Origin of the sequence: Amycolatopsis sp. NPDC023774, assembly GCF_040639695.1 — a bacterium.
Lineage (GTDB): Bacteria > Actinomycetota > Actinomycetes > Mycobacteriales > Pseudonocardiaceae > Amycolatopsis.
The window spans coordinates 63482-86485 of the sequence record NZ_JBFAAJ010000030.1; the positions used below are offsets into that span (position 1 = coordinate 63482).

20 protein-coding genes and 1 pseudogene are annotated in these 23004 nt (G+C 69.6%); 11 read left to right on the forward strand and 10 right to left on the reverse strand.

Annotated features, from left to right (window positions below; all coding sequences use genetic code 11):
* Positions 1–92: 92 nt before the first annotated feature.
* Genes AB0F91_RS38180 through AB0F91_RS38190 form a run of 3 tightly spaced genes read right to left on the reverse strand, consistent with a single transcriptional unit; the run spans position 93 to position 3308 of the window.
* On the reverse strand, positions 93–1034 hold the full coding sequence (locus tag AB0F91_RS38180; RefSeq protein ID WP_360605814.1) for a carbohydrate ABC transporter permease: 942 nt from the start codon (positions 1032–1034) through the stop codon (positions 93–95).
* The gene (locus AB0F91_RS38185) at positions 1024–1944 is read right to left on the reverse strand and encodes a sugar ABC transporter permease (RefSeq protein WP_360605816.1); all 921 of its coding nucleotides are present in this window, start codon (positions 1942–1944) and stop codon (positions 1024–1026) included. Before AB0F91_RS38185 ends, AB0F91_RS38180 begins: the two co-directional genes overlap by 11 nt.
* The gene (locus AB0F91_RS38190; protein ID WP_360605818.1) at positions 1941–3308 is read right to left on the reverse strand and encodes a carbohydrate ABC transporter substrate-binding protein; all 1368 of its coding nucleotides are present in this window, start codon (positions 3306–3308) and stop codon (positions 1941–1943) included. The genes AB0F91_RS38185 and AB0F91_RS38190 overlap by 4 nt, the downstream gene beginning before the upstream one ends.
* Before the next feature lie 287 nt (positions 3309–3595).
* On the opposite strand from AB0F91_RS38190, the gene AB0F91_RS38195 reads away from it, so the two are divergent.
* Both AB0F91_RS38195 and AB0F91_RS38200 read left to right on the forward strand, forming a co-directional pair.
* Positions 3596–4375: a FadR/GntR family transcriptional regulator gene (locus AB0F91_RS38195; protein ID WP_360605820.1), complete on the forward strand. Its 780-nt coding sequence runs from the start codon at positions 3596–3598 to the stop codon at positions 4373–4375.
* Between the two features lie 410 nt (positions 4376–4785).
* On the forward strand, positions 4786–6447 hold the full coding sequence (locus AB0F91_RS38200) for a long-chain fatty acid--CoA ligase (protein ID WP_360605822.1): 1662 nt from the start codon (positions 4786–4788) through the stop codon (positions 6445–6447).
* 9 nt (positions 6448–6456) lie between these two features.
* Here AB0F91_RS38200 and AB0F91_RS38205 read toward each other — a convergent pair whose 3' ends face one another.
* A complete protein-coding gene (locus AB0F91_RS38205) occupies positions 6457–8241 on the reverse strand; it encodes a GAF domain-containing protein (protein ID WP_360605824.1) in 1785 nt (594 codons plus the stop codon).
* A 142-nt stretch (positions 8242–8383) separates the two neighbouring features.
* Between AB0F91_RS38205 and AB0F91_RS38210 the strand changes: the two genes are divergently transcribed.
* Positions 8384–9772, forward strand: coding sequence for an MFS transporter (locus AB0F91_RS38210; RefSeq protein ID WP_360605826.1), 1389 nt, complete (start codon positions 8384–8386; stop codon positions 9770–9772).
* Between the two features lie 13 nt (positions 9773–9785).
* Positions 9786–11438, forward strand: coding sequence for a tannase/feruloyl esterase family alpha/beta hydrolase (locus AB0F91_RS38215; RefSeq protein WP_360605828.1), 1653 nt, complete (start codon positions 9786–9788; stop codon positions 11436–11438).
* Here AB0F91_RS38215 and AB0F91_RS38220 read toward each other — a convergent pair.
* Positions 11369–11983, reverse strand: coding sequence for a muconolactone Delta-isomerase family protein (locus AB0F91_RS38220; protein ID WP_360605830.1), 615 nt, complete (start codon positions 11981–11983; stop codon positions 11369–11371). The two genes, AB0F91_RS38215 and AB0F91_RS38220, sit on opposite strands and share 70 nt — an antisense overlap.
* Before the next feature lie 205 nt (positions 11984–12188).
* On the opposite strand from AB0F91_RS38220, the gene AB0F91_RS38225 reads away from it, so the two are divergent.
* Both AB0F91_RS38225 and AB0F91_RS38230 read left to right on the forward strand, forming a co-directional pair.
* Positions 12189–12893 carry an IclR family transcriptional regulator gene (locus tag AB0F91_RS38225; protein WP_360605832.1) on the forward strand — a complete coding sequence of 235 codons (705 nt, stop codon included), beginning with the start codon at positions 12189–12191 and terminating at the stop codon, positions 12891–12893.
* Between the two features lie 93 nt (positions 12894–12986).
* A complete protein-coding gene (locus AB0F91_RS38230) occupies positions 12987–13223 on the forward strand; it encodes a hypothetical protein (RefSeq protein WP_360605834.1) in 237 nt (78 codons plus the stop codon).
* A 92-nt stretch (positions 13224–13315) separates the two neighbouring features.
* Here the strand turns inward: AB0F91_RS38230 and AB0F91_RS38235 are convergent, their stop codons facing one another.
* Positions 13316–16030 carry a glycosyl hydrolase family 65 protein gene (locus AB0F91_RS38235; RefSeq protein ID WP_360605836.1) on the reverse strand — a complete coding sequence of 905 codons (2715 nt, stop codon included), beginning with the start codon at positions 16028–16030 and terminating at the stop codon, positions 13316–13318.
* Positions 16031–16466: 436 nt separating this feature from the next.
* On the opposite strand from AB0F91_RS38235, the gene AB0F91_RS38240 reads away from it, so the two are divergent.
* The 3 genes from AB0F91_RS38240 (at position 16467) to AB0F91_RS38250 (ending at position 17742) form a co-directional block, all read left to right on the forward strand.
* Positions 16467–16886, forward strand: a complete 420-nt coding sequence (locus tag AB0F91_RS38240; RefSeq protein ID WP_360605838.1) for a hypothetical protein — start codon at positions 16467–16469, stop codon at positions 16884–16886.
* Positions 16883–17233 (forward strand): hypothetical protein, encoded by a 351-nt coding sequence (locus tag AB0F91_RS38245; protein WP_360605840.1) that lies wholly within the window; start codon positions 16883–16885, stop codon positions 17231–17233. The genes AB0F91_RS38240 and AB0F91_RS38245 overlap by 4 nt, the downstream gene beginning before the upstream one ends.
* 122 nt (positions 17234–17355) lie before the next feature.
* Positions 17356–17742: a hypothetical protein gene (locus AB0F91_RS38250; RefSeq protein ID WP_360605842.1), complete on the forward strand. Its 387-nt coding sequence runs from the start codon at positions 17356–17358 to the stop codon at positions 17740–17742.
* Between the two features lie 163 nt (positions 17743–17905).
* Here the strand turns inward: AB0F91_RS38250 and AB0F91_RS38255 are convergent, their stop codons facing one another.
* The gene (locus AB0F91_RS38255) at positions 17906–18241 is read right to left on the reverse strand and encodes an STAS domain-containing protein (protein ID WP_360605844.1); all 336 of its coding nucleotides are present in this window, start codon (positions 18239–18241) and stop codon (positions 17906–17908) included.
* Positions 18242–18379: 138 nt separating this feature from the next.
* A complete protein-coding gene (locus tag AB0F91_RS38260; protein ID WP_360605846.1) occupies positions 18380–18766 on the reverse strand; it encodes an STAS domain-containing protein in 387 nt (128 codons plus the stop codon).
* 267 nt (positions 18767–19033) lie between these two features.
* Between AB0F91_RS38260 and AB0F91_RS38265 the strand changes: the two are divergent.
* Together AB0F91_RS38265 and AB0F91_RS38270 are read left to right on the forward strand one after the other, a co-directional pair.
* Positions 19034–19189, forward strand: a pseudogene (locus tag AB0F91_RS38265) (GNAT family N-acetyltransferase); the annotation flags it as partial.
* 1176 nt (positions 19190–20365) lie between these two features.
* Complete coding sequence (locus tag AB0F91_RS38270; protein WP_360605866.1) at positions 20366–20713, forward strand: WGxxGxxG family protein; 348 nt, start codon at positions 20366–20368, stop codon at positions 20711–20713.
* A gap of 319 nt (positions 20714–21032) precedes the next feature.
* Here the strand turns inward: AB0F91_RS38270 and AB0F91_RS38275 are convergent, their stop codons facing one another.
* Positions 21033–21512 (reverse strand): hemerythrin domain-containing protein, encoded by a 480-nt coding sequence (locus AB0F91_RS38275; RefSeq protein WP_360605848.1) that lies wholly within the window; start codon positions 21510–21512, stop codon positions 21033–21035.
* Between the two features lie 221 nt (positions 21513–21733).
* Complete coding sequence (locus tag AB0F91_RS38280; protein ID WP_360605850.1) at positions 21734–22915, reverse strand: low temperature requirement protein A; 1182 nt, start codon at positions 22913–22915, stop codon at positions 21734–21736.
* Positions 22916–23004 lie beyond the last annotated feature (89 nt).

Here is a 23004-nt window from a genome sequence, read left to right on the forward strand (position 1 = left end):
AGATCTCCATTCGGGGGCGGCCGCCACCCGCGGACGGCACCTGAGGTGCCGCCGCACGCGTGGACGGTGGTTCCGCGTCGAGCCGGGGTGGGCTATTCCTTCGTCGCGCCGGCGAGCATTCCCGCGACCAGGAAGCGTTGCGAGAACAGGAAGACGAGCAGGACCGGCGTGATGGCCAGCAAGGTCGCCAGCGCCAGCTCCGGGCGCTGGACCGCGGCGGTGCCGACGGTGGGGTTGAACTGCGGCACCGCGTTGAGAAGATTGCCCAGGCCCACCTGTACGGGGAACTGGCCGCTCTCCGGCAGCAGGACGTAGGGCAGGAAGTAGTTGGTCCAGTTGGCCACGAAGCTGAAGAAGCCGACGAGCGCCACGACCGGCATCGCCAAGGGCAGGGCGATGTGCCGGAACACGCCGAACTGCGAACACCCGTCGAGCTCCGCGGCCGCGACCAGATCACGCGGCAGTGAGGTGCTGAAGTAGATGTAGGTCAGGTACACCCCGAACGGGTAGAACGAATACGGCAGGATGATCGACCACATCGAACCGATGAGGTGGACCGCGTTCACCTCGAGGAACAGCGGCACCACCAGGGTCGCGTTCGGCATCAGCATGACCACCAGGGTCGCGACCAGCAGGGTGCGGCGGCCGCGGAAGTGGTTCATCGCGAGGGCGTAGCCGGCCGGGATCGCGACGCACAACGTGATGACCAGCGCGATGAACGAGTACACCGCGGAGTTGCGCAGCCACAGGAAGATCGCGTTGTCCTGGAAGGAGGTCAGCGCGGCCCAGTTGTCGGCGAGCGCGTGCCACGAACCGATCGACAGCGGGTTGCCGTGCACGAGCTGGTCGTCGGTCTTCGTGGCCGCCAGCAGCAGCCACACGACCGGCAGCACGAAGAACACCAGGAACAGCACGAGCACCAGAGCCGACAGCGGGTTCGGCAGGCGCCGGCCGCGCCGCGGCCGCCCGGAGGACGAGCGGGCGCTGCCCGCCGAGGTGCTGACCACTGCGGGGGTACGGGTGTCAGTCGGCATCGAAGAACCCCGATCGGGCCACGAACACGCCGGCGACCACGAGACCGATCAGCAGCAGCTCGACCGAGATGGCCGCGGCCGTGTTCACGTTGTTGTTCTGGAAGGCGAAGTCGTAGGACAGCTGGTTGAGCGAGTAGTCACGACCGGCGACTCCGACGCTGGCCTGCGAGAGCAACTGCGGCTCCACGAACAGCTGCGTCCCGCCGGCGAACGCGAGGATCACCATGTAGACGATCCACTTGCGCAGCAACGGGATCTGGATGTGCCACGCCGTGCGCCACGCGCCCGCACCGTCGATCCGAGCCGCTTCGAGCAGATCGGGAGAGATGTTGTTCAGCGCGCCGTACATCACCACGATCCAGCCGCCCGCGCCGGTCCAGAACGCGATCAAGGTGAACAGCACCGGCAGGTGGCCCGGCGCCACGACCTCGCCGAAGGTGCTGAAACCCAAGGCCCGCACCAGGAAGCTCACCGGGCTCACCGTGGGGTCCAGCACGAACAGCCAGACCATCACGCTCGCCGCACCGGCAAGCGCCCCCGGGATGTAGTAGAGGAACCGCAGGACGCGGCTCACCCCGGCCGAGCGCACGCGGTGCAGCACCAGAGCCAGCCCGACGACCAGCACCACCAGCGAAACCAGCCAGCACACCAGGTACAGCGCCACGTGGCCGATCGCGGACAGGTAGCGGAAGTCGCCGGCGGCCGCGACGAAGTTCGCCAGGCCCGCGAAGTTGTCGCCGGCGTCGGTGAACGCGAAGTACACCGCGTACACCGTCGGCACGACCCCGAACGCGATCAGCAGCACCACGTACGCGGCGACGAACAGGTGCCCGCCCCGGCCCGGCCAGGTCGCCCGCCGTCGTCGCGACGGGCTCCGGGCCGGGCGGGCGGTGGTGGACGCGGTGCTCACTGACTTACCTCGTAGCCGTTGGACCGTGCGTAGTTGATGACGGCTTTCTGCCAGTCCGGCAGCATCGAGACGATCGTCTTGCCGGCGGTCAGCCCGGGCGTGACCGTCGCGGCCCAGATCGCCTCCTGGCTGAACTGGCCGTAGCCCCAGCCCGGCCACACCTGCGCGGCCGCGGTCTGCAACGGCCCGGTGATGTCACCGGAGTAGTAGCCACTGGCCGTCTGCTTCGCGAGCCAGGTCTTCGCCGCCGGCGCGTACGCCGGGTAGCCCGGCGAGACCTTGCCCTGGTACTCGTCGGAGGTGGCCACCCACGTGAGGAAATCGGCGGCGCCCTTGAGGTTGGCGCTGTGGGCCGACAGCAGCCAGGTGCCGCCGCCGACGTTGCCCACCGAAGGTGCGTTGTCCCCGGCCCACTGCGGCAGCGGAGCGGCCGCGATCTGGCCTGCGGGCGTCTTGAACGCCTCGTTGAAGATCGAGCCGCCGAACCACGAGGGCCCGGGCATCATGAGGACCTTGTCGGCGGAGTTCTTGTCGAAGTCCGAGCTGAACACGCTGCTGGTCGCCATGGTGTGGTTCTGGACGAGGCTGTCGAGGAGCGCGGCCATCCGGGTGCACTCGGCGCTCGTCGTGTCCACCTTGACCGTCTTGGGACCGGTGATCCGGTTGGCGCCGCACTTGCTCGCCCACAGGTAGATCTCCGGGGTGAAGTTGTCCCCCGCCGTCCCCACGAGGTAGCCCGGGTGCTCGGTGGCCAGGCGCTTGCCCAGGGCCTGGTACTCCTCCCAGGTCTTCGGCACCTGATAGCCCCACTGCCGCATCAGCGGCGCGTTGTACCAGAGCACGGTCTGGGCGAGATCGTTGCGCAGGCAGTAAAGCGTGCCGTCGACCGTGCACGGATCGTTGGCACCCGGGGCCCACCCGCGCAGGGTGGCGTCGGGGATCAGGCCTTTGTTCAGCGGCGCGGTGAACCCCGCCTGCACCGCCCAGGAGGCCTCGTTGTTCTGGGAGCTGAACACCACGTCCGGCCAGCCGCTGCGGGTGCGGTTGAACAGGCTCACCTTGGTTTGCAGGTAGTTCGAGCCGTTGGCGTCGCCGTCGTAGGTGACGATGTCCATTTTCACCGCCGGGTGCACCTTCTGGTACAGCTGCGCGGCGGGCAGCCGCGTCGAGTCGACCCAGACGGTGAGCTTCCCGCCCGTCTGCTGCACCGGCTGGAACCCGTTCTGCGCACCGGATCCGGTCCCGCCGTTGCCGCACGCGGCGACCGCGGCCAGCACGGCGGCGACGCCCAGCGCGAGGCCCGCGAACCGGGCGCGGCGATGAGTTGCTCTCCTGGCGCCGGCGGCATCGGCTTTGGCTTTCATGACTACTCCACTCCATCGTGGGGACCGCAAGTTGGACCCGATCGGACAACGAGGTGCCGGTTATGTGTCCGACACATCTGACACGGTCGGTCGCTTCGGAGGTATATAAGAGCCCCTGTCAGAGCTTCCGTCAAGAGGTAGGCCCTGGCTTTCCTCAAGGACAGCCGAACCTGTGTCGGCAAAATGAGTAGTACTCATTTCTTAATCCCGATCCGACGTGTACGATCCTTGAAGCGGTGAGGGACAAGTCGTACCCTCGCGGTGACCGACACGAAGGAGGCGAGTGAGTGGACGGCGTGCCCGCACCGGTCGAACCCGACCCCAGTGGTGGCGACCGGGTGGCAACCCCGCCGCAGGCCGCGTACCGGCCCGGGTACGAGGTCGTCGCCGAGCAGATCCTCCAGCTCATCGCGCAGCTGCGGCTCCAGCCCGGTGATCGCATGCCCACCGAGAACGAGCTGGCCGCCCAGCTGGGAACCTCACGCACGGTCGTGCGCGAGGCGGTCAAGATCCTCTCCGCGATCGGCCGGGTGCGCGCGCAGAAGGGCCGCGGGCTCTACGTGGCCGACGACGAAGGCATGCTGGGTTCGGCGCGCTGGGGCAGCTTTTTCCTGCCGACCGACCTCGACCACGTCTACATGCTCTTCGAGTTCCGGCGCGTGCAGGAGATGACCGCGAGCCGGCTGGCGGCGACCCGGGCCACCCCCGGGGAGCTCCGATCGATCGAAGCGGCCGCGGAAACCTGCCGCCGAGGGCACCTGACCGGAGAGGCGGCGCTGTTCGACCGCGGGGACGACGAGTTCCACCTGGGCATCGCGGCCGCGTCCCACAACCAGTTCCTCCTGGCCGCCGTGCGCGAGGTCCGGCGGCTGCAGCACCAGTCCAGCACGATTGGTTTGCGCGGCACCGTCGGCGGGCACGCCGCCGAGGCGATCGACGAACACGCCGCGATCTACCAGGCGATCCGGGACGGCGACTCGGAGGCCGCCGCGCAAGCCGCCGCGATCCACCTGGACAACACCCTCGATGACTACCGCCGGGAGATCCAGCGGCGGGTGTTCGGCTGACGAGAGGTTCAGCTCTCACCGCGCCGTCCCTCACGGCTGGCCGACCGGCGGAGTCGTCAGTTCCGCCGGTGACCTGAAGCCCGGCCACCTCGACCTCGGCCGGGGTGCGTCGCGGCTCGGCTTTCGGGTCAGCCGGCAGCCCGCGTTGTCGGTTCAGTCCAGTCCGGGCGCGAATCTCACTGAGATCACCCGTCGGGAAACGGCGCGGCCTCGGTGAGCAACACCGGTCGCAGCCCGCCTCTGCCTCGGCCGGGACCGAGTGGAGTGTGGGGATTCTCCGCCGAAACGGGTGGGCGAGTGGATGGTTCTTCCCTCTTGGTCGGAGCTGGGCCGCGCTTAAAGTCTCTTGCGGCGGTAAGCGGATGCCGCCCGTCTCCTGGGGCGAACTCGCCGGCCGAAAGAGAAAACCGATGCCTGAGCAGTCCCGCGTTTCCCCTCCCGCCGAGGCGACCGGCGCCGTGGAAGGGCTGATGCAGCCTCGGCCGCTGACCATCGCGCACATCTTGGAGCGCGCCGAGCGGCTGTATGCGCACAAGCACGTGACGACGGCCGGTGGCGAGCGGCTCACCTACGCCGAGGTGGCGGGCCACGCCCGGCGGCTGGCCACCGCGCTGGACTCCCTCGGCGTCGCGGCCGGTGCCCGCGTCGCCACGTTCGCGAGCAACAGCCGCCGCCACCTGGAGCTCTACCTGGCGGTACCGGCGACCAAGCGGGTGCTGCACTCCATCAACATCCGGCTCTCGGCGGAGCACCTGGAGTACATCGCCGGCCACGCCGAGGACGACGTGGTGTTCGTCGACCGTGGACTGCTGGCGAGGATCTGGCCCAGCGCCGGGAAACTGCCGCGGGTGCGGTACTGGGTGGTGCTGGCCGACGGCACCGACGACCCGATCCCGGCGGACCCCCGGATCCTGGACTACGACGAGCTGATCGCCGGTGCCGAGCCGTTCCAGGGCTCATTCGAGGAGACCTTCGAGCTCGCGGAGGAGAACCTGGCCTCCGGGCTGTGCTACACCTCCGGCACCACCGGACCGCCCAAGGGGGTGCTCTACAGCCACCGCTCGACGATCCTGCACTGCCTGGGGACGCTCGCGGCCGGGCTCATCGGCCTGCGCGAGAGCGACGTCGTGATGCCGATCGTGCCCATGTTCCACGCCAACGCGTGGGGCCTGCCGTACGGCGCGATGATGGCGGGCGCGTCCCTGGTGCTGCCCGGTGCGTCCGCGGAGCCGGCTCACCTGCTGGGGTTGATGGAAACCGAGCGGGTCACCGTGGCCGGCGCCGTTCCGACGGTGTGGACGAGCCTGCTTCCCCAGCTGCGCCGGCACGACCTGAGCGCCACGCGGTTCCTGCTCGGCGGTGGTTCGGCGGTGCCCCCGGCGTTGTCCGAGGCCTACCGCGCCGCGCTCGGGGTGCCGGTCACGCACTCCTGGGGGATGACCGAGATCAGTCCGGTCGGAGCCATCGGCGGCACCCGCACCCAGCACCGGGACGCGACCGAAGCGGAACAGATGGCCGTGCGCGCTGCGCAGGGGCAGCCGCTGCCGCTGGTGAACGTGCGGATCGCCGACGTCGAGACCGGACGGGAGCTGCCGCGCGACGGTCGCGCTGTCGGCGAGCTCCAGGTCGCCGGACCGTGGGTGGCCGGCGGCTACTTCCGGACGGACGGCGGCGAGAGCTTCACCGGCGACGGCTGGCTGCGCACGGGCGATCTGGCCACCATCGACGCGCACGGGTACCTGCGGCTCGTGGACCGGATGAAGGACCTCATCAAGTCCGGCGGCGAGTGGATTTCCTCGGTCGAGCTCGAGGCCGCGCTCTCCGCGCACCCCGACGTCGTCGAAGTCGCCGTGATCGCCCGCCCGGACCCGCGCTGGATGGAGCGCCCCGTCGCCTACGTCGTCGTGCGGGAGGGCAGCGCCGCCACCGCCGAGGACCTCACTCGGCACCTCACGCCGAGGGTCGCGAAGTGGTGGCTGCCCGACGAGTTCGTCTTCATGACCACGCTGCCCAAGACGGGCACGGGGAAGCTGTCCAAGACCGCGCTGAGGGAATCGCTGCGCCCGGCCTGAACCAGTCCGTCACGACGAGGTGATCGCGACCGCGCGCAGCCCGTGCAGCCGCAGCCCGAGCTGCAGTTCCAAGTCGTTGTTGTCGCGCCAGTCCAGACCGAGCACGGTGCCGGCGCGGTCAAGCCGTTTGAGCAGGGTGTTGACGTGCACGTGCAGCGCCCGGGCGGTTGCGGCGACGTTGGTGCGATGCACGAAGTAGGCGGTGAGCGTGCCGACGAGATCGGTGCCGCGGCGCTGGTCGTAGTCGAGCAGCGGGCCGATCGAGCCGGCGATGAACCGGTCGAGTTCCCGGGCCCGTTCGGGGTCGAAGACCATCGCATAGAGGGCGTACCTGCCCGTGGTGGCGCCCACATCGGTGTGCCCGAGCGCGCGCATGACCGCGCCGCAGCGGCCGGCGAGGGAGAAGGCGCGTGACCAGTCGTGGTTGGTCGCTCGTTCGGCGACGACCACGACCGGGCCACCCACCGCTCGGCGCAGCCGGCGCTGGACCTCCTCGACGGTCTGCTCGTCCTCGGCGCTGGGCAGGATCATCGTGGCCCGGCCGAGGTGTTCACCGGCCAGCCCACCATGGTCTCGCGCGATGTCGTGCAGGTGGCGCGAGAGCTCGGTCGAGGACGACGTCGCGGACTCCGCGACGAGGACGAGAACCAGGCGGTCGGGATCGATGCCGCGGGCACGGGCCCGGACGCGCTGGGCCGCGTCGATCCCCGGGCTGCCCACCATGAGCTCGGTCAGCAGCTCTCCGCTCAACCGCTCACTCGCGTCGGCGACGGCGCGCTCCTTGAGGATGAGCAGTCCCATGACGTGCGTGGCTCGCTCCAGGGTCCGCAGGTCGAGATCGGCCACTTCGCCGGCTTTCCGGCTCCACGCCAAGGCGCCGAGATGGCTGTCGCCGGCCCGGATCGCCGCCACACTGCGGGCGACGCCGGCCTTGTCGACCGACGTCGTGCAGCGCCCCGAACGATGCGCGGCCCGGACGGCCTCGGTCAGGTCCGCCTCCGCCGGGGGCGGGCTCGGGTCCACGCCTGAATCCCGGTGCACGACGACCGCGCCGGTCCGGTCCAGGAGGGTGACGCTGCCACCGAGCTGGTCGGCCAGGAGCTGCGCGACATCGCCGGGTGTCCCGCCCTCCAGCACCGCACCGGTCAGCACTTCGTGGGTCGCTTGCGCCCGTTCCATGACCGCCATGTGATCTTCGATCTTCCGGTACGCCACCTGCAGGTCCTGCAGGGCCGTCCGGCTCGCCTCGTAGAGCCTCGCGTTGTCCAGGGCCACCGCCGCGTGGTCGGCGAACGCGATCAGCAGCGCGATCTCGTCGGCTTCGAAGGACCGCTCGGTACGGTCGGCGGCGAACAGGGCGCCGACGGCTTCCCCTCGGATGACCAGCGGCACGCCCAGAAGCGCGACGAGCTTCTCGGTGCCGACCAGACGGTCGAAGCTCGCGTCGTGGTCGATCACCGTCGCGGAGGCGTAGTTGCGCACCCAATACGGCCTGCGGGACGCCAGCACCTTGCCGCCCAGTCCCACATCGGCCGGGATGCACGCCGCGAGAAAAGCAGCGGAGATCGTCCCTTCCGAGGCTCGGGCCGAGAGCTTGCCGTCGTCGCCGACCAGCGACAGGTAGGTGAAGTCGGTGCCCATCAGATCGTGGGCGTGGTGGACGATCGACTGCAGGACCTCGTCCAGTTCGCCCAGCGCGGTCAGCGACTTGGCCGTCGCGTACAACGACGCCAGTTCACGTTGGCGGCGCAGCAGCGACACCGACTCCGCTTGCTCAGCCCGACCACCGGCCACGATGCCCTCCTCCTCCGGACTGGTGGGCGAAAGCCCCACCGAATCGGCGTGAGGTGTGGGTGATGCACACCTCATCCGCAGAGTAGTGGCTCCTTAATATGACCGCCATCACGTGCCGATGTCCTCGACGAAGGCGGGATCCATGACCAATCCGATCGCCCATCCCACCGGACAGTCCGGTGACGTCGGCTCCGACCTTTCCCCGGCCGGGCGGCGGGCCTTCCGCAAGCTCCTGGCCGCCGGGCTCGTCGGCAGTTCGATCGAGTGGTACGACTTCTTCTTGTACGGCACGGCCGCGGCGCTCGTGTTTCCGCACGTCTTCTTCCCGAACGCCTCGGCTCTGACCGGAACTTTGCTCGCGTTCAGCACTTTCTGGGCCGGATTCCTGGCGCGGCCGATCGGCGGGGTGCTCGCCGGGCACCTCGGCGACAAGTACGGGCGCAAGCCGGTCGTCGTCGCCTGCCTGGCGGTGATGGGGGCCGCGACCTTCCTGATCGGGTGCCTGCCGAGCGCCGGCTCCGTCGGTTCACTGGCTCCGACGCTGCTGGTCGTCCTGCGCTTCGTCCAAGGACTCGCGACCGGCGGGCAGTGGGGTGGGGTGGTCCTCCTGCTCACCGAGTCCGCGGGTCCCAAGCGGCGTGGTTTCGCCGGCACGTTCGGACAGACCAGCGTGCCCGTCGCCGTGATCATCTCCAACGTGATCTTCGTGGCAGCCAGCGGCTTCATGCCCGACGACGCCTTCCTGACCTGGGGTTGGCGCATCCCGTTCCTGGTCAGCGTCGTCATGTTCTCGGTCGTCATCTACATCCAGTCCAAAGTGGAGGACACCCCGGAGTTCCGCGCACTGCAGGAGAAGGCGGCCCAGTCCGGCAACACGGTGCTGCGGGCTCCGCTGGCCCAGGTCGTGCGGAGCAAGTGGGGCACCATCCTGCTCGGCTGCGGGCTCCTCTCGGCCACCAACAGCCTGTTCTACGTCAGCATCTCCGGCCTGCTCAGCTACGCGACCGACGCACTGGGCGTCAAGCGTGACCCCCTGCTCGCCGTCGTGCTGGCCGGCTCCGTGGCGATGCTCGTGGTCATCCCGTGGTCCGGGCACCTCTCCGACCGAGTGGGCCGCCGGCCGCTGATCCTGATCGGCGGCCTCGGTGTCGCCGTCTGGGCCTTCCCGTACTTCTGGCTCGTGGGCACCGCGTCATTGGCCGCGATTTTCGTCGCCGTCGTAGTGGGTTTCGTCTTCCAGTGCCTCACCTACGGCCCGATCGCCAGCTTCCTCGCCGAACTGTTCGCGCCGAGCGTCCGGTATTCCGGTGCGTCGCTGGCCTATCAGCTCTCCGCGGTCATCGTCAGCGGTGGCACACCGTTCCTCATGACCGCGCTCATCGCCGGGACCGGGAGCACCGTCCTGGTCGCCGTCTACATCTTGCTGATGGGGCTGATCACCTTCGTCAGCGCCTGGTTCCTGCCCGAGACCAACCCCGCCGAAGTCCGCAACGATCCGCACGCCGTTCCGGGCGCGCACCTCTACCGCTGAGAAAGGGAACGGCGTGAGTGCAACAACGGTGAAGGGCGCGATCGCGCTGGCGATGGCTCTGATGCTGGGGACCACCGGAATCCTCGGTTCCGGGCCCGCCGCCGCGGAGGCTTCCCCGACGACACCGGACTGCGCCGGGCTGGCCGGCCTCCGGATTCCCGCGTCGGTCATGAGCCTGCCGACCACCGGCGGACGCGTCGAGTCCGCTTCGGAGACCACGAGCGTCCTGAGTGGACAGACCGTCGAGTATTGCCACGTCGACGCCGACCTCTTCCCCGTCGACCCGGCCGCGCCTGACATCAAGATGAGCGTCGACCTGCCCCGGGGCTGGAACCGGAAGGCGCTCATGTTCGGTGGCGGCGGCTTCGACGGCACCGTCCCCGACCTGACGGCGAACGTCCCGTTCGGCCCGGTCGACCAGCCGGTGCCGCTGGCCCGCCACTACGCGACGTTCGCGAGCGACTCCGGCCACCAGCAGGACCCGGCCGCCCCTCCGTCGCTGGACGGGACGTTCGGCGTCAACGACGAAGCCCTGACCAACTTCGCGGCCGGCGACGCGCTCAAGAAGACGCGCGACGCCGCCCTGTTCCTCATTCGGCACGCCTATCGGGCAGCGCCGGCCGAGATCTACTTCGCCGGCGGTTCGACCGGAGGCCGCGAGGCCCTCATCGTCGCGCAGCGGTGGCCGACCGCGTTCGACGGCGTGATCTCCGCGTACCCGGCCTGGAACAACCTCAGCGAAATCCTGGACCTCGGGTACCTGGCGCAGATCCTGTCCCGTCCGGGAGCTTTCCCCGAGCCCGCCAAGCAGACGCTGCTCTACACCAGCGTCGTCCACGCCTGCGACGACCTGGACGGCGTCGCGGACAACGTGATCTCCAACCCGAGCGGCTGCCACTTCGACCCGCACTCGCTCCGGTGCCCCGGCGGCGCCGACACCGGGCCAGCGTGCCTGTCCGACGCCCAGATCGACGCCGTGACCGCCATGTCCTCACCGTTCCGGTGGCCGTACCCGGTCGCCAGCGGCGAGACCCAGTACCCCGGTTTCCCGTTTCTGTCGGGGGCGGACATGCGGACGCCGTTTCTCGGGTTCGGCACCACCGCGCCCGCGAATCCCATGCCGGTGACCAGCGGCTACGGGATGCAGTACTGGGCTCAGTGGGTCAAGTACTTCCTGACCCGGGACCCCGGCCACAACCCGCTCGACGTGGATCCCCGCAACCCCGGCGAGTGGCTCGGGCGGATCAGCCAGCTGTCGACGGTCGAAGACCGCAACAATGCCGACCTCCGCCCGTTCGCCCGCGCCGGCGGCAAACTGATCCTGCTGCACGGCGCCGCGGACGAACTGGTTTCCCCCTACTCCACCAGCGACTACTACTCCCGCGTGCGCACTCTGCTCGGCGCCCGTCCGACCGACGCGTTCCTGCGCTATTACGTCGTACCGGGGTCCAACCACGCGAACTCGGGCACACCCGCCTTCGCCGCGTCGTGGGACTCGCTGTCCGCGCTCGACAGCTGGGTCCGAAGCGGGCGGTCTCCCGCGAACCCGGTCGTCGCCGACGCGAACCACGGCAACCGCACCCGGCCACTGTGTGCCTATCCACAATGGCCCCGGTATCGGGCCGGTGACCCGGACAGCGCGTCCAGCTTCGTCTGCACGCGCTGACGGCGCCGGCCGGCTCTACGGCCCACCGTCGCACACCTCTGCGGCGAGAACTCGACAGTCACTCGCGCGGGCCAAAACCACTGGCGGGCCCTGCGGCCGGCCACCCCTGAACCGACGAAACCGGGTGTCGCGCGGCCCGCGTACCCACAGCGGTGCGCCGGCCGTCGCGTGGTCGTGGATCCACCGCGTGCTGCCGCGGCCGTCCGCTTGGCGCAGCACGCCGATCCGCCAGGCCGCCCGCCCGCCTGGTCACGGCGCTCCGTTCCCCGGCTGAAGCTCCTGCGGATGGGTGCCAGTGCCTCGGCGGTCACGTCCATCCACTTCCACATCGGCAGCGAGGTGAGCGCGTCGTGCAGGGCGGCCGGTTCGCCGGCCTCGTACAGCCCGACGGTCGCGTTGCGCCCCGGCACCCGCCACAGGCGCTTGAGCACACCGGCGGCGCGCAACTCGTGCGTGCGCTCGCGTTCGGCCTTGCGCAGCCGCTCTCGGAGCTCGTCCGGGGTCTCGGGCGGCAGCAGGTTCTCGGTGCGGACCAGGAATTCCACGGCCCCCGACGAGGAAATCCCACCAAGTCCACAGTAGACCGGCACAGAAGAACCCGCCCCGAGCCGGAGCCTTCATTCGCCACGCGCGGGAGGTGGTCAGAACCAGCGCGCAAGTGCCGGCAACTCGCCACTTTCCGCGGCCACACCGGCGGTTCCGCGGCCGGTCACCCAGCGCACGAGATCCGGCAGATCACCCGAAACGGTCGTGCCGCCCTCCCCCAGGACGATCGGCGCCCGGCCCGAGGCCGGCCGGGAACTGGGCGTGGCGCCCTCGAGCGCGCACCGGCTGCTGTCGACGCTGTGCGACCGCGGGTTCGCGGTGCGCGGCGACAAGCGGCAGTACCGGCCTGGACCGGAGCTGCGCGCGCTGGCCACCCCCGGCTCGGCGCCGCCGCTGGCCGACCGGGTTCGGCCGTACCTCGAGCGCCTGCACGCGGACGTCGGCGAGACCGTGCACCTCATGGTCCGCGCCGCGGCCGAAACCCGGTTCGTCGACGGCATCGAGAGTCACCATCCGCTGCGGGTGGGCCTGCGGACCGGCGCGCGAATGCCGGCGTACTGCACGTCCGGCGGCAAAGCGATGCTGGCCGACCTCGACCCGGCGGAGGTCACCGCACTGCACGCCGCGGGTCTGCCCCCTTGGCCCGGCGAGAAGATCCACGACGTCGCGGCGCTGCACGAAGAGCTTGCAGCGGTACGCCGCAACCGCTTCGGCCTCAACCAGGACGAAAGCGAACCCGGCGTCACGGCGATCGGCGCGTCCATCGGTGTCATCGACGGTCAGCCGGCCGCACTGGCGATCGCCGTGCCCACGGCACGGTTCGCCTCGGCCGACCCGGAAGCGATGGCCGCGCACCTGCTCCGGACCTGCGGCGACCTTCGGGAGGCGATGACGGCGCGGGCCCGGTGAGGGCCACGCCGCCTCGTCACAGATCGGCCGAGGCCCGTCGACAGTGTTGCTCGATCACCTTGGCGAGTTCCGGGATCCGTCGGGACCAACGACGTGGCCGCCGCACTGGCCGCCTACGAGGCCGAACGCATCCCCGCCACCGCCGCGGTGGTCCGCGCCAACCGCACCACCCCACCCGACGCGATCCTGCGCGAGGTCTACGAACGCACCGGCGACCGCCCCTTCGACCGGGTCGAGAACGTCGTCGACCCCAAGGAGCTGGAGGCAATCCTCACCAGTTACAAGGAGATCGCCGGATACTCGCTGACGGAGCTGTCAGCCCAGAGCTGAACGGCCCGATGCCCCGGGAGGGGAACGCCGGGCGGCGCCGTCGAGGTAAGCCCTCGGCCGGAGTCCCTGGGGAGTCCGGCCGAGGGTGATGGTCAGGAGCCGCAGTTGGTGGCGTCGCCCTCCGGGTGCCTGGTGGGCACCTGCAGCACGGTCCCGGGCCTGACCTGGCGCACGTCATCGCTGCCGCTGCCGACCCGTACCGGGAGCGGCGGGCCGGAGCGCAGGGTCAGTTTCGTCGTTCGCCCGCCGACGGACAGGTCGAACGAGCGGCCGTGCCACTTGACCCCGGTGAGGTCGACACCCGGCAGTTGCGGCGGCAGGAAGGGATCGACGGTGACGGCGTCGGTTCCCCAGCGCAGCCCGGTGAACCCGTAGAGGAACTCCTGCAGATAACCGCCCTGGCCGGTGGTGAAGTCGAACGCTCCGCCGGTGCGGGTCTCATACCACTGGTTGAACGGTGCCGCCAGGTACGGATCCGCGCTGTTGCGCAGGGAGGTGTAGACATCGCAGCCGGGCGACCCGAGGGCGGCACCGGCGATGGTGGCGATCGCATCCGTCATGGACGGGCCGTTGAGGTCGGTGCGCTGCTTGTAGTAGTCGAGGTCGTTCTGGGCGAGACTGGGCGACATCGGCACCGCCAACGGGTACTGCAACAGCGTGACGTCGGCCTGTTTGACCGTCTGTCCGGAGTACCCGTCGAACTCGGGATGGATGTTCGCCGTGGTGTCGACCGGGATCTTCAGGCCGTCGGCGACCTTGCGCCAGGCCGGATCGGCGGCCCGGCCGAGGATGCCCGCGGCGCGGATCGCGATGCGCAGCGAGGCTTGCGCTCCGGCGTTGGTGGTCACGCTGTTGTCGACGTTGTCGTGATACTCGTCCGGACCTTTGACATCCTTGATGGCGTAACCGCCGGCCGGGTCGGGAACGGCACGCGTGGCCCAGTAGTCGGCGATGCCCTGCAGCACGGGCCAGGCCTTGTCCCGCAGCCAGGTCTTGTCGCCGGACGCTTCGTAGTACTGCCACTGCGCCAGGGCGACGTCGGAGTTGATGTGGATTTCCTGCTTGCCGTCGGGGGACCAATCCGGGGTGGTCTCCTTGCCGGTCAGCGCGCTCTGCCACGGGAACTTCGCGCCCTTGATCGGGTGGTCCGGAGTGGACAGTGCGGCAGCGGCGGCCTGGGCCGCCGGCAGGCGCTGCTGCCGGTAGGTGTTCGCGTCGGCGGCGATGTCGGGGTACTGGGCGAGCAGTGCCGGGTACATCCACGTCTCCGTGTCCCAGAACACGTGACCGCTGTAGCCGTCCGACGACAGCCCGCCCGGGCTGGCGCTCCAGATGACGCCGCTGCGCACACTCGCGAGCAGATAGAACATCGACGCGTGGATCTGCGCGGTCATGGTGGGGTCACCGGGAACCGAGATGCTCGACTGCCACAGGCGTGACCAGGCGTCGCGGTTGCGGGCCAGCGCGCGCTGATAGCCGTCGGCGGCGGCGCGGGCCGCGGTCTTCGCGGCGGCCTGCTGGGGAGTCGCGGCCGCGAGCGGCCGGTCGGTGTCGACGCTGGAGGCGACGCCGACGTACTTGGTGATCCGCAACGGCTGTCCAGCGCGGACCGGGAAAGTCGCTCGTTGTCCGGCACCGCCGTCACCCGGGTCGGTGATCGCCTCGGTCGGCACCGTATTCCCGCCGACGCGCAGCACTGAGTTCAGCCCGGCGGTGACCAGGTTCCCGTTGCTCACGACGGTCTGCGACAGTGTCGCGGTCCTGCCGTCCACGCGCGGGTCCGTCGTCGAGGCGTGGTCGAGGCCTCGACCGTCGAACTCGTCGACGACGGTGGCCGTTCCACTCCAGTGCGGAACGGCCTGCACGCTCACCGTGCCCAGGTGGCCGTCCGCGCGGTTGGCGTTGACCTCGTAGGCGAAGCTGGTCGTATCCCCCGCGGGCGAGGTCCAGTCGAATGACGTGGCCAGGACACCGGTGCGCAGGTCCATCGACTGCCGGTAGTTCGTGGTGGTGCCGACCGTGGCCGGGGCGATCTGCGTCGGTGGCTGTGCGCCGTCCGGATACAGCGCGAGGTAGTCGACGTTCACCCGCGCGGTGTCCCCCTCGGCGACGGTGACCTCGAGCGTGTTCGTCCCCGCCTTCAACGTCACCGGCACAGTCACCACCGCCCAGTCGTCCCAACCGGTCAGGCTGGGTACGGACAGTTGCTGGAACGTGCCGTTCACGCCGATGTGGATGGTCTGCGGGCTGCCGCTGCCGTTGCCGTACCGCACGGCCAGCGTCGCCGGGCCGGCCGGGGCGTCCCGGATCGGGATGACGCCGGCGCCGCCGACAGTCGGGGTGTCGTTGCTGTTCAGGCCGGCCAAGTAGCTCCCGACGATGGAGCCGGGGTGAGAGGACTCGACGAACGCGCCCCCGGAAATCTTCCCGTACGCGGTCGGGCACAACTGGCTGAACCCGCAGGACCAATCCCCGATCCCGTAGACGTCGCCGCCGCGGCCGAACCCGAGCGTGGTCCAGGCCGGCAGGCTCGCTCGCTCCTCTTGCCCCGCCGAGGGGGCGCCGTAGAACCCGGCGAGCTGGGACTGGGTGACGATGGGATTGGTGCTGTACCCGTGGCCCGCCGCGGGCACCCGTGCGGCGAGGTAGCCGTTGCCGACGAACGTCGGGGAGTAGTTCTTCGACGTGTCGCTCGTGCTCAGCACCCAGCCGTCGCCACCGCCGGCCGGCCCCGGCACGGGGGCGGCCGAGGCCGGCACCGTCACCAAGCCCAGCAGTAGACCGCCGGCCGCCAGCAGGAAGCCCACCCGGCTCCTGAGCACGCCTGAGCGGGAACGGCCCCACGCCGGCCCGCGGCGCGAGGCGCGAAGCCTCGTTCTGCCGGCTCCAGTGGCCTTGTCGTGCATCGTCATCGAAACGGACCTCCTCGCGGCGGGACGCGCGGCGGCGAGACTCGCCGGCCGCTCTCAGAGCGGCCTGGCCACGTTCCGATACCCACCACGGCTATATGTTGCGGGCAACAACATATATGCGGGAAGAGGGCTCGTAAAGAGACAGTGCGGTGCGGACTGAGGAGCCCGGAGTCACCCGCTCGCGCGCGGGCGCGGGCCAGACTTGCACCGCAGCCTCGCGCTGTCAGTCGGCCAAGGCCCGGACCAGGCCCCCCGGCAGCAGCGCGACCACACCAATCGCCTCTCAGCGGAGTTCGGGTCCTGCCGGTTGAACCGCTGCTGCGCACTGCCGATGCCACGCAACAACGACTTCGGCAGCAACGAGATGCGCACGCAGGAGGCCGTGACTGGCGGCTGGTACGACGGCCAAGACGGCCGCGAAGGACTCTTGCGCGGGATGCTGCTCAGCGCATACGACCCCAACACCGGCGACCTCGTGTACATCGGCGACGTGGGCACCGGGTTCAACCACCAGGCACTCCTCCACGCTTGGGTCAAACTCGGCCCGCCGGCGGTCGACGAGCCCGCTCGCGAACGAGTCGCCACGCGAGCGCGCCGCGGCGCTCATCGAGTCGAGCAGGGCCGGGCCTGGCCGGGCCCGGGGAGGCCGTCTACGGTCCAGCGTCAGCGGCCGCCTGATCGTCCTGGTGTTCGGCTGTGTCCTCGTGCCGATGTCTGGTTCCGGGACACGCCGATCCGGCTGACTACATGAACCCTGATCTGTGGCAGGACGAACGAATCCGCTACGTCATCGAACGCCTCGCCCCCTACGCGGCGGACTTCGAGCCCGGCGGCCCTCTGCTCAGCGCCCGGATCGACATCACCCTCGCCGACGGGCGCACACACTCTCACCTGCAGCGCGGTTTTCGCGGCCACCCCGATAACGCCGGCCGCGCCGACGCCGTCGTGCATAAGTTCACGACGATCACCACCGGCATCCTCGACCCCACCGACAGCACCCGGCTCGTCAGGGTCGTCGACACGCTCGACGATCAGCCCAACCTCGACGAGCTGGTCCGCTGCCTCGTCGCCACCACCTCGAACACCGGAAACGAATGAGGGCCCGTCTCGACGATACCGACCTTACGGACCTCCCCGCCCACGTCGCGCTGCTGCTTGCGGACCTCCCACCGGACCCGGTGTTCCGGACGCTTTCGCACGCATCCACCACGATTGGGCCGATGCTCGAGTTCGCCCGCTCTCTCTGCACATCGCTGCAGCTTCCGGCACGACTCCGGGAGCTTGCCATCTTGGCTCTGGCCGGGGAAACGAACGCCACCTTCGTGTGGACACAGCATGTGCCGATCTCGGCGCGGGAGGGTATCGGCGAGGACCTGACCGACGCGGAACGGTCGGTTCTACGCTTCACCGCAGCCGTCGCGAACGGTGCGACCGTTCCAGACGACGTCTTCACCGAAATCCGCGCGCAGCTGTCCGCACGCGAGATCGTAGAGCTGCTGCAGGTCCTCGTCCTCGGCTACTACGCGATGCTCGGCCGAATCTCGACCGTCCTGGATATCGAGCCCAGCGAGTTGTACGACGGCTATCGGGACAGCTTTTTGGACTGACCACGGGATGCCTCGCAACTCGGTGTCGGGCTGAAGACGGTCACGTCTGCTTCCACGTCACTACATCGACAGGTCACCTCAGCTTCACCGGGACTGTAGAGCACGGTTGAGGTGAAGCCAGCCGGAACACCCCACACCTGGTGAGTCCACAGGAGAAGGCAGCTCAGCGCCGGCGAGTGGTGACCCCGTCCTCGGCGGTGTCGCAGTAGTCGAAGTAGTGGTCCAGTCCGAGCACCTGCAGGGTGCGCCGGATGGGGCGGGGCACGACCAATCGGACGGCGGTGTGCTCGCCGGCGGTGAGGACGGCGTCGACCAGAACGCCGATGGCGACCGAGGAGAAGAACACGGTCCCGGTCAGGTCCAGCACGAGCACGGTGGGCTTCTCGGCGAGGGCGTGGTGCACGGTTTCCCGCAGCTGGGGGCTGGTGACGGCGTCGAACTCGCCGCCGGCGGAGATGACCACGCCCTCGCCGGTATGTCGGAGGGCGACGTCGGCCACAGGCGTCACGCTGACCGCATCTGCATGATCGGAGGGCTGCATTCACATCATCCTCCTCGCCGCGGCCGGGAAGCGCAGTGCCGTGACGTTCCGGGAACCGCGGCGCGCGGGCCTGCCGGTGGCCGCGAGGTCCGGGGCTCAGTCGCCGTCGGCCAGGGCGTCGGCGAGGGTGTCGGCCACGGTGAACAGTGAGTCGAGGCCGAGCATGCCCAGGTTGCGACGGATCTGGTGGGGCGCGACAAGCAGCAGGGCGATCTGCTCGCCCGCGCGGGCGCGGGCGTCGACCAGGCAGCCGAACGCCGCCGAGGAGAAGAACGTCGTGCCGGACAGGTCCAGCACCACCCGGGCCGGGGCCGTCGCGAGCGCCTCGAGGATGCCCCGCTGCAGCGTGGGGGTGGTGGAGACGTCGAATTCGCCACGGGCGGTGAGCACCACTGCGGCACCGGCGGTGTGCACCTGCACGTCCGCGGGCGGGATCGCTGCGCCGACCAGCTCGGAGATCGATTTCGGGTTGCGTACCTGCATACTCGTGATTTTCGCGCACGCCGACGTATGACGCAGGTCAAGTGCGCTGCGGGTCCCGCGCCGTCGCACCGGGCGCCGCGGCCAGTGCCTGCATGTCCTAATTGCCCCATGCTCCCGAAGTCGTTGATCTTGCTGCCTTCCGCAGCGCATCGCACCAATGCCGAACGTATGGTCGACAGTAGGTCGATGTCACCGTCGGGGTACGAGGTGAATTCGGAAGGTCGGACGTGCCGGTACGTCCGGCGCTGCGCAGCACCTTGTCGCCCGATGGGGCCTCCGCCGGGTGATCGCGCGCCGGTAGCGACCGGCCGGATCGAACTTCGGCTGGCCGGGCACCTTGTCGGCGCAGCCGCGTTGTCGTTGTGCACGCATGACCGTACCGGCGTGATCGAGCTGGTCTGTGTGAATCCAGCGCATCGTCGCCGTGGCTACGGTGAGTGCTGGTGCTGGCGCGCGACGACCGGTCGTTCACGCGCCGATGTGGGTGCGCGGGGACGCGCGTGGCCGGGCGCAGGCGGCGTGCGCCGCGGTCGAGGTTGCGCGTGCCCAGCCGACGCCCCGACCGGCCACCGGTGGTGCCGGCCGCGCTGCGCGGCGGGCTCCGGCACCAGCTCGAGTGGGGCCACCGCGGTGGCGACGCGCACAACGGCCGGCTGCAGGACATGCCGACCGAAGCGGACAACTGCTTCGCAGCGAGGTGCTTTGGCGTATCGCCGCCGAGCTCGAAGAAGTCCGGGCGCGTCGTCGAGGACCGGCTGCGGCGCCTGGCCGAACTCTTCGCCGAAGACGTTCCCCGTCACACCGCTCCAGTGCGTCACTCACGTAGGTGGTGTTCCGATTGCCCGGAAGGCAATCGGTTATCCGGGGCGAACCATCGGCACGGGGAAAGCGAGGATGGCCATGACCAGCCTGGTGGGGACTGGCAGCGCTGGTGGGGATACGAGGGGTCTTTGGGCTGCTTCGGCTGCGCCGGACCGACACGCGGGCGTCGGTGGATCCGCTGGCGGCCTACCCGAGCGCGCACGAGCCCGCTCTCCCGAACGCAGACGCGGCGCACACACCGCTCATGCTGCCGCGGATCACGTCCGAGATGCTGCACAACGACGGCGCCGGTTGGCGGCAACCACCGTCGCTCGCGGTCCCACGAGCTCGCTCCGGCACCCGGGAAGCTCTTTCCTCCGCACCGCGACCGGCGACCCGGAGTCCTCGGTCCACGGGCAGACGGCCTCCGTCGGCGTAGCCGCGCAACCCGTGGCGACACGGATACGCGCCTCGGACGCGACCGTCTCGGAATCCGGCACCATGTCCGGCGACCTCGCCCCGGAACCCGTTTCCGCTGCCGTCGCGCCAGCACCACCCACACCCGAACAGCTTCGAACGACGGCAACGCCACCAACGCCGGCACCGGAAACCGAAACCGAGGGCGATCCAGCTGCAGAGACACGATCGTCACCGCCCGCCGGAGCCGGGTCGTCCGAACCGGCGTCCGGGAAAGCGGTCACCCGGAGGCACGCTCCAGCAGCTGAGGGCTTCGATCACCCGGATTGCGCGACGACCCCGCCGGTGGACACCCCTGAGTTCTCGAAAGGAGGCAGAAGAATGACCGGAAAAGCATGTCGCGCCGTGTGCACGCTGCTCGCCGCGGTGACGTTTCCGCTGGCCGCGGCCGGCACCGCGGCGGCGGCCACCCCGGCGCACACCACCGTCGCCCAACTGGCGCGGGACCGGCGTGACACCGCAGGCGACGACGATCACGACGACGACAACGGCGACAAAGGGCTGTGGGGTCTGCTGGGCCTGGTCGGTCTCCTCGGTCTCGCGGGCCTGCTGCGCCGTGGCCCCAAGCCGGATGCGATGGCGGGTTACCCCGCCGCCGACTCGGCTCGTACCCCGCCGGTGAACACCTACCCGCCCGCCGAGCCGCGCCGCACTCCTCCCGCTGCGTGAGGCAACCGCAGTGAACCCCTGGCAGCACCTTGCCAGGGGTTCACTGCGGTGCTTCAGAGACAGCGGGCATCGGCCAACGAGAACACTGAGGATCAGCCCGGGAGTGCGCACGCCGAGCAGCCCGCTTCTCGTTCACCCGCGGACTCGCACAGCCGCCGTGCCCACGCGGGCCTCGACGCGCGCACTGCAGCGTCCGCACCGCACAAGCGATTTCTCACACAACCCACGCGGTACGCCCAGATCGCCGCACGGCCGTAGAAGCAAGGTAGTGGGGATGATCCACATCGGACAATCCGGCCGCTGAGCCGGCGAGTATCGGTCAAGCGCTCGCGCTACTCAACTTCAACGGGTCCTTCGGCGCCCGCGCCCGCGCGTCCAGCATCCGTCGGCCCAGCTCCTGCAGACGCTTGCGGCCCATCGCCGACCGCACCTGCGGGAACCACTCGTCCTCTTCCTCTTCCACGTGATGGCGGACATTCTCCGTCAGCACCGTGACTTTCGCATCGAAGGTCTCGTCCGTGGCGGCCAGCCCGGTGAGCTCCGACAGCATCCACACGACGACGTGGTGCTCCTCCACGCTTTCCAGCACGTGGTCCTTCGTCTCGGGCACAGCCTCACGCGCGGCGGGGTAGAAGATCTCCTCCTCGAGGTACGCGTGGATCGTCAGTTCCTCGATGATCGAGTCGGCGATCCGGCGCTTCTCCTTGTACGCCTTCTCCCCTGCCTTTTCGAACTGCTTGAACAAGCCCTCCACCGTCTTGTGGTCCTTCTTCAACAACACGATCGCGTCCGTGGACACAGGCCCTCCTCGATCAGGCTCCCGCCCGGCACCCACCACCGGCTCACGCCGGAGTACCCCCAGCGCTGCCGCGGAAACCCGTCGAGAAAGCCTCAGCTCGACGGCACCACGGCGAGACGGTCCCCCCGTCCCGCCCGAACTCTCATACAACTCCACCTGCTCACGGATAGGACACCTTGGCCAGTAGAAGTGTTCGATCCGGGGCGTACCGCGGTGGCCCCTCAGACGCGCAGGGAGGCTGAGACGCTGTGGCCATCGGTCGGCCGTCGCCAGACGAGCACTGCGACGGCCCCGGCCAGGATCGCCGCGGTCAGGGCGAAGGGGATCGGGATGAGGGGGTCGACGAGGACGAGGAGGCCGGCCAAAGGCAGGGCGGTGTTGACGACGCGGTCGGCGTGCCGCCGGATCGCGAGAACCCAGATGCCGAGAACGAAGACGGCGAGCGGGATTGTGTAGGCGAAGGACGCGTAGGGCTGATGCAGTGCGGTGTGTCCGGTGAGGACGTCGATCTCGACCTCGATGCCGGCGGAGAACGCGCCTGCGGCGGCGAAGATGAAGAAGTGCCCGTACACGTACGCAAGGGAGCTCGTGACGTTCTTGATGGCGTGGTGGTGGGGCGGCCAGAAGTAGATCCACCACAGGGCCGCCGTGGCGATGAGCGTGAGCGCGGCGATACCGATGAGCCGACCGGGCGGCGCGAAGTCGGGCTGGGCCTCGATGATCGCGTTGGCGGAGGCGAGCAGGCTCTCGCCGAGGAGGATGAGGGTGAAGAGCCCGTAGCGTTCGGTGATGTGGTGGGGGTGCCAGGGCGTGGTCCCGGTGCGCTCGGCGAGGATCGGCACGACGATCTCCGCGACGACGAGCGCGATCAGCCCGACTGTGAACACCTCGGCGGGAAGCAACAGCGAGGCGAGCCACAGGGCCTGGACCACCGAGATGCCTCCCGCGTAGATGCGCGTGGCCCGGCGGGTAGGGCCCGACGACCGGGACGCGCGGAGCCACTGGGCAACGAGTGCCGCGCGCATGACGACGTAGGCGATGATGAGCACCGAGTAGTCGTGCTCCTCGAAGGCGGGCCCGATGCCGGAGGCGAAGACGAGCACGCCACCCATTTGCACGATGGTGGTCACCCGGTACAGCCAGTCGTCGGTGTCGAAGGACGTGGCGAACCAGGTGAAGTTCATCCAGGCCCACCAGATCCCGAAGAACACGAAGCAATAGTTGAGGATCCCGTCGAGCACATGACCCTCGGTGAGCCCGTGGTGCAGTTGCCCGGCGGCGATGCTCACAGCGACGACGAAGACGAGGTCGAAGAACAGCTCCAGCGTCGACGCGGCACGTCCGGCCTCGGTGGGGTCGCGCGGCCGCATCGGGACGAGCCGGAGTCGGGAATCGGGTGTCATCACATGGTTCTTTCTGCATGCAAGCATCCCGGCGGCCGAGGGAACGTCCGGGACGTGCGGTCGGCGGTGCGATCAGCGCTTGGGGAGAG